Consider the following 6550-nt stretch of genomic DNA (forward strand, 5'->3'; position numbering starts at 1 on the left):
GCTTCTGCTGCTGGGCGTGCCGATTGCGGCCTTCACGATCTCGCAGTTGCTTGCCCGGCAGCTGATCCTGCCCGCTCGCCACCGGGCGCGGGCCTTTTGGTTCCACGGCGGGACCGGGATCAGCCGATCGCGGCTTCCTTCACGTCCTGGTCGATGAAGGGCAGGTACTTGGCGAAATTCTCCGAGAACATGCCCACCAGTTTCCGTGCCTGCGCATCATAGGCCGCGCCATCGGTCCAGGTGCGGCGCGGGTCCAGCAGCGCGTCGTCCACGCCCGGCACCGACAGCGGCACCTCGACGCCGAAATTCGGATCCTTGCGGAACTCGGCATCGTTCAGCGTGCCGTCAAGCGCGGCCGCCAGCAGGGAGCGCGTCGCCTTGATCGGCATGCGCGAGCCGGTGCCATAGGCGCCACCGGTCCAGCCGGTATTCACCAGCCAGCAGGTCGCACCATGGGTCGCGATCTTCTCGCGCAGAAGCTGGCCGTAAACCTCGGGCCGACGCGGCATGAAGGGCGCGCCGAAGCAGGTCGAGAAGGTGGGCTCGGGCTCGGTCACGCCCTTTTCGGTCCCCGCCACTTTCGAGGTGAAGCCCGACAGGAAGTGATATATCGCCTGCGCGGGCGTCAGCCGGGCGATCGGGGGCAGCACCCCGAAGGCGTCACAGGTCAGCATGATGATGTTCTTGGGATGCCCGCCCAGCGCCGTGTCCGACGCGTTCGAGATGTAGTGCAGCGGGTAGGCGCAGCGCATGTTCGCCGTCAGGCTGTCATCCTCGTAATCCAGCGCCAGCGTGTACGGATCGAACACCATGTTCTCGATCACGGTCGCAAACTTGGTCGTGGTGGCATAGATCTCGGGCTCGGCCTCGGCGCTCAGGTTGATCGTCTTGGCATAGCAGCCACCTTCGAAATTGAAGGTGCCCTTGTCCGACCAGCCATGCTCGTCATCGCCGATCAGCGTGCGCGAGGTGTCGGCCGAAAGCGTGGTCTTGCCGGTGCCCGACAGCCCGAAGAACACCGCGGTATCGACCGGGTTGCCCGGTGCGTGGTTGGCCGAGCAATGCATCGGCATGATGCCCCTGGCGGGCAGGATGTAGTTCAGCAGCGTGAAGACCGACTTCTTGATTTCGCCCGCATATTCGGTATCGGTGATCAGGATCAGCTTCTTGGCGAAGTTCATCGCGACGACGGTCCGGGTGCGGCAGCCATGGCGCTCGGGATCGGCCTTGAAGGAGGGCGCGTTGACAACGGTGAACTCGGGCACGAAGGTGTCGAGTTCGTCCAGTGTCGGGCGGCGCAGCAGGTGGCGCGAGAAGAGGCCATGCCAGGCCATTTCGGTGACGACGCGGACGTCCAGACGGTTGGCCGGGTCGGCCCCGGCATAAAGGTCCTCGACGAAGACCTCGCGGCCCTTCAGATGCGCCAGCATGTCCTCATGCAGGCGATCGAACGCCTCGGGTTCCATGGGCCGGTTGTTGTCCCACCAGATCGTATCCTCGACATCCGCGGTGCGGACCACATGCTTGTCCTTGGGCGAGCGGCCGGTATGTTCGCCGGTGGTCACGAGGAACGCGCCACCCTGGCCCAGGTGCCCCTCGCCACGGGTCAGCGCCGCTTCGACAAGCGCGGGTTCCAGCAGGTTGTAATGGACCTTTCCAAGCCCGGTTATGCCTTGATCCTCAAGACGTTGTGCGGGGTTCACCCGTCCGATGTCCATGTCGCACCCTCCAAGACGCCGCGTTGGTCGCTGGCGCGGCTATAACATGACGTTTCCATGAAGCAACAGGTCGCGGCGAGGCGTTAGCGCAATCATCTGACTTTGGGCCCGCCGTTAGCGCAATCATCCTGCGCGACGCCGCGATTGTCCCCGGTGGGCAGACGCCGGATCGCGCCCAGCGGGTGCGGATTAGCAATGTGTCAGGGAATTCCGCGTTCAGTGATGCCACGAGAAGGCCGCGATTCGGATCCATGTTTCGAATCGTGGCGACGATCTGGAAAGAGTGACGCCAAATTCGGGCACATATTTCGTTGCGCAGAACAAGGAATACCCCATGTCGAGGATTGCGCTCGTTGACGATGACAGGAACATCCTGACCTCCGTCTCCATGACGCTTGAGGCCGAGGGCTTCGAGGTGGAAACCTACAATGACGGCCAGGCCGCGCTGGACGCGTTCAACAAGCGCCTGCCCGACATGGCGGTGTTCGACATCAAGATGCCCCGCATGGACGGGATGGACCTGTTGCAGCGCGTGCGCCAGAAATTCAGCCTGCCGGTGATCTTCCTGACGTCCAAGGATGACGAGATCGACGAGGTTCTGGGCCTCCGGATGGGGGCCGACGACTATGTGAAGAAGCCGTTTTCCCAGCGCCTTCTGGTCGAACGGATCCGCGCGCTGCTGCGCCGCCAGGAGGTGATCGCCTCGGGTTCCGGCTCCTCGCCCGAAGAGAACAAGGTGCTGGTGCGCGGCAAGCTTACCATGGACCCGCTGCGCCATGCCGTGACGTGGAAGGGTCAGAACGTCTCGCTGACGGTGACCGAATTCCTGCTGCTGCAGGCGCTTGCCCAGCGCCCCGGTTTCGTCAAGAGCCGCGACCAGTTGATGGATGTGGCCTATGACGATCAGGTCTATGTCGATGACCGGACCATCGACAGCCACATCAAGCGGCTGCGCAAGAAGATGCGCCAAGTCGATACGGATTTCTCGGCCATCGAAACGCTTTACGGCATCGGCTATCGTTACAATGAAGAGTGACGTGAGAAACCCATAATCCGGGGGCGGCCGTGCGGGACACCAGTCGAACTTCCGACGGAGACGTCGCGCTCGACGAGCGATGGAGCGCCCAGGGCGTCGGGCCCGAGCGTGCAGGCCGCGCCCGGCGCCAGAGCCGCGGTTTCGTCCTGCTGAAACGCTCGCCGCTGGCGCGCAAGATCATCGCGTTCAACCTGATCGCCCAGATCGTCCTTGTCTCGGGTGTGCTCTACCTCAACCCCGCCCGGGACAGCCTGCTTGGCCAGCGCGAAAGCGGCATGGTCGCCGAGGCCGCATTGGTGGCCGATGTGTTCGAGCTGCAGATGGCCCCCGGCGCGCCGGTCGACCTTGCCTCGGGTGACGGGGTGGACGTCGCCGCGACGCTTGCCGCGCTCGATCTCGCCGCCGGTGCGGACGTGTTCGTCTATGACGCGACGGCCGCTTTTCTCGGCCATGCCCGGGGCGCCTTCAGCCCCGGCTGGCCGGTCACACCTTACGATGACAGGCAGCCGATCACCCGACTGACCGATTTCCTTAATATCGTCTGGGAGGGGATGGCTCGCATCACCGGGTCGGATCGCAACGCGCCGGGCCTTGCCGATCCGCAGGACCGGCTGCGTTCCCAGGTTGACCGGACCCTTGAGGCGGGCGCCCAGGTCGAGACCGGGATGGACGAGCGCGGCCTCACCACCTTTACCGTCACGATGCCGATCGTCCATGACGATCTGACCGTCGGGGTCGTCGCCCTGACCTCTGCCTCCGGAGAGATCGACCGGCTGCTGCGGATCGAGCGCGAGCAGGTCCTGCAGGTCTTCGTGATTGCCATCGTGGTCTCGATCGGCCTCAGCCTCGTGCTGGCCTCGACCATCGCCAACCCGCTGGCCGAGCTTGCCGCCGCCGCCGAGATGGGGCGCGACCGCAATGCCCGCAAGGTGAACCCAGGGCGCGTGCGCATCCCCGACCTGACCGCCCGGCCCGACGAGATCGGCCGCCTGTCGGGCGCGCTGCGCGGCATGATCACCGCGCTTTACGACCGGATCGACGCGAACGAACAGTTCGCCGCCGATGTCGCGCATGAGATCAAGAATCCGCTCGCCTCGCTGCGCTCGGCCACAGGCACGATGCGGCTGGCCAAGCGCGACGACCAGCGCGCCCGTCTGCTCGACGTGATCGAGCATGACGTGCGGCGTCTCGACCGGCTGGTCAGTGACATCTCGAACGCGTCGCGGCTCGACAGCGAACTCGTCAAGGAGGAAGAGGAGACCTTCGATCTTGTGCGCCTGCTGCGCCGGCTTGCCGGCCATCTGGGCAAGGAAGCGCACGAGAAGGGGGTCGAGTTCATCGCCGACCTGCCGGCCGACACGATCACCATCAACGGGCTTGAGGGGCGGCTGGCGCAGGTCTTCGTCAATCTCATCACGAACGCGGTCTCGTTCTGCGAGACGGGCGATGCGGTGCGGGTCTGGGCACGCACCCGCGACAACCGCGTGCTGGTGGTGGTCGAGGATACCGGCCCGGGCATCCCCGACCAGGCGCTGGGCAAGATCTTCAACCGCTTCTATTCCGAACGGCCCGCGGGTCAGTTCGGCAATCATTCCGGCCTCGGCCTTGCGATTTCCAAGCAGATCGTCGAGGCCCATGGCGGCGTGATCTGGGCCGAGAACATCCGCCCCACCGCCGCCGATCTCACCTCGGAACCGCTCGGCGCCCGCTTCGTCGTCGGCCTGCCGCTCTAGGGGGTGCCGGTGGAGACCCCGCCGCCCACGATCACCCTGCACGCAAGCTGCGTCGCTGTCGGCGCGCGCGCGGTGCTCATCCTCGGTCGTTCGGGCGCGGGCAAGTCGGCGCTGGCGCTGCAACTGATGGGGCTGGGCGCCCGCCTTGTCGCCGACGACCGCACGATCCTTACCGCGACGCCCGAGGGCTTGATCGCCAGCGCCCCCGAGCCGATCCGCGGCCTGATCGAGGCGCGCTTCGTCGGCCTCCTGCGCGCCGATCCCTGCGACGCGTCCCCCGTCGCGCTGGCCGTCGACCTGGACCAGGCCGAGACCGAGCGCCTGCCCCCCCGGCGCGAGGCGCGGTTTCTTGAACATCCCGTGCCCTTGCTTCACCGGGTCGATTGGCCATATTTCGCTGCAGCGATCCTGATCCACCTGACCCACGGCCGCGCCGAGTGATGCCCGATGCCCTCCTGAAAGACCAAGGCCCCGCCGTGCAGCGCGTCGTGCTGGTGACCGGCGCCTCTGGCGCGGGCCGTTCGACGGCCCTGAACGTGCTCGAGGATCTGGGCTTCGAGGCGATCGACAACCTGCCTATCTCGCTGATCCCGCGGCTGCTGGAAGGACAGCCGCCGCGCCCGCCGCTGGCGCTGGGCGTGGATACCCGGACACGCGATTTTTCCGCGCGCGCGCTGGCCGAACTGATCGGCCACCTGGCGGCTGCGCCCGCGATCGAGGCGGATGTGGTCTATCTCGACTGCCGCCCCGACATGCTTCTGCGCCGCTTTTCCGAAACGCGCCGCCGCCACCCGATGGCGCCCGCCGAAAGCCCGGCCGAGGGGGTCGCGCGCGAGCTTGACCTGCTGGGGCCGATCCGCGACCTTGCGACGATCCTGATCGACACCTCGGACCTGACCATCCACGAGTTCCGCGCCGAGATGGCCGCACGGTTCGCCTTGGGGGGCGCCGCACCGCTTGCGGTGTCCCTGCATTCCTTTTCCTACAAGCGGGGCATGCCGCATGGCCTCGACATGGCCTTCGACTGCCGCTTCCTGAAGAACCCCTACTGGGAGGCCGCGTTGCGTGCCCGCGACGGCCGCGACCCGGAGGTGTGCGCCTATATCGCCACGGATGCCCGCTATACCCCCTTCGTCGAGCGGCTGACCGAACTGGCGGGATTCGTGCTGCCCGCCCATCGCGAGGAGGGACGCAGCCATATCTCGATCGGGCTCGGCTGTACCGGTGGGCAGCATCGGTCGGTCGCGGTGGCCGAGGCGCTGGCAAAGAAGCTTGCGGCAACCGGATGGCAAGTGTCTATAAGGCATAGAGAGCTGGAGCGGCGGGTGCAGGGCGTGTCCGCCCAGGCAACGGGAAGGGGCGCGTGATCGGAATCGTCATCGTCGCGCATGGCGGGCTGGCCCGCGAATACCTGGCGGCGGTCGAGCATGTCGTCGGCCACCAGCGGGGCATGCGCGCCATCTCGATAGAGCCTGACGACGACCGCGCCTCGAAGCAGGACGAGATCTGCCGTGCTGCCGACGAGGTCGATACCGGCGACGGGGTGGTGGTGGTGACCGACATGTTCGGCGGCTCGCCCTCTAACCTGTCGATCCGGGCCTGCGTGCCCTCGGACCGGCGCATCCTTTACGGCGCCAACCTGCCCATGCTGATCAAGCTGGCGAAGTCGCGGCGGCTGAGCGTGGGCGAAGCAACCGCCTCGGCGCTGGCCGCCGGGCGGAAATATATCGACAGTTTCGACGCGGGCGGGTTCTGAGGGGTGCACATGGGCGGAAGCGTGAGCCGGCGGCTGGAGATCGTCAACGAGAAGGGCCTGCATGCCCGTGCCTCTGCCCGGTTCGTCGAATGCGTCGAACAGCACGATGCCCAGGCCGAGGTCCGCCGCGACGGGATGAGCGCCTCGGGCGACTCGATCATGGGTCTTTTGATGCTGGCCGCCTCCAAGGGCACGTCGATCGAGGTGACGACCAGCGGCCCCGAGGCCGACCGGCTGGCCGATGCGCTTGCCCGCCTCGTTGCGGATCGCTTCGGCGAAGACATGTGACCCGGCCGAATCCCCAAGA

Annotated in this window: 7 protein-coding genes; 6 read left to right on the plus strand and 1 reads right to left on the minus strand. The window is 66.4% G+C overall.

Annotation, left to right across the window (positions count from 1 at the left end; genetic code table 11):
* Positions 1–119: 119 nt before the first annotated feature.
* The gene (locus tag ENN83_RS08600; RefSeq protein WP_287185974.1) at positions 120–1718 is read right to left on the minus strand and encodes a phosphoenolpyruvate carboxykinase; all 1599 of its coding nucleotides are present in this window, start codon (positions 1716–1718) and stop codon (positions 120–122) included.
* Positions 1719–2052: 334 nt separating this feature from the next.
* Between ENN83_RS08600 and ENN83_RS08605 the strand changes: the two genes are divergently transcribed.
* Genes ENN83_RS08605 through ENN83_RS08630 form a run of 6 tightly spaced genes read left to right on the plus strand, consistent with a single transcriptional unit; the run spans position 2053 to position 6531 of the window.
* Positions 2053–2754 carry a response regulator transcription factor gene (locus ENN83_RS08605; RefSeq protein ID WP_287185976.1) on the plus strand — a complete coding sequence of 234 codons (702 nt, stop codon included), beginning with the start codon at positions 2053–2055 and terminating at the stop codon, positions 2752–2754.
* Positions 2755–2783: 29 nt separating this feature from the next.
* Positions 2784–4487: a sensor histidine kinase gene (locus tag ENN83_RS08610; protein WP_287185978.1), complete on the plus strand. Its 1704-nt coding sequence runs from the start codon at positions 2784–2786 to the stop codon at positions 4485–4487.
* A 9-nt stretch (positions 4488–4496) separates the two neighbouring features.
* Positions 4497–4928, plus strand: coding sequence for an HPr kinase/phosphorylase (locus tag ENN83_RS08615; RefSeq protein ID WP_287185980.1), 432 nt, complete (start codon positions 4497–4499; stop codon positions 4926–4928).
* Positions 4928–5854 (plus strand): RNase adapter RapZ, encoded by a 927-nt coding sequence (gene rapZ / locus ENN83_RS08620; protein WP_287185982.1) that lies wholly within the window; start codon positions 4928–4930, stop codon positions 5852–5854. Before ENN83_RS08615 ends, rapZ begins: the two co-directional genes overlap by 1 nt.
* Complete coding sequence (locus ENN83_RS08625; protein WP_287185984.1) at positions 5851–6243, plus strand: PTS sugar transporter subunit IIA; 393 nt, start codon at positions 5851–5853, stop codon at positions 6241–6243. The genes rapZ and ENN83_RS08625 overlap by 4 nt, the downstream gene beginning before the upstream one ends.
* Before the next feature lie 9 nt (positions 6244–6252).
* A complete protein-coding gene (locus tag ENN83_RS08630; RefSeq protein WP_132693449.1) occupies positions 6253–6531 on the plus strand; it encodes an HPr family phosphocarrier protein in 279 nt (92 codons plus the stop codon).
* The last annotated feature ends 19 nt before the right edge of the window (positions 6532–6550 follow it).

Origin of the sequence: Rhodovulum sp. (genome assembly GCF_011048875.1) — a bacterium.
Taxonomy (GTDB): Bacteria; Pseudomonadota; Alphaproteobacteria; order Rhodobacterales; family Rhodobacteraceae; genus Rhodovulum; species Rhodovulum tesquicola.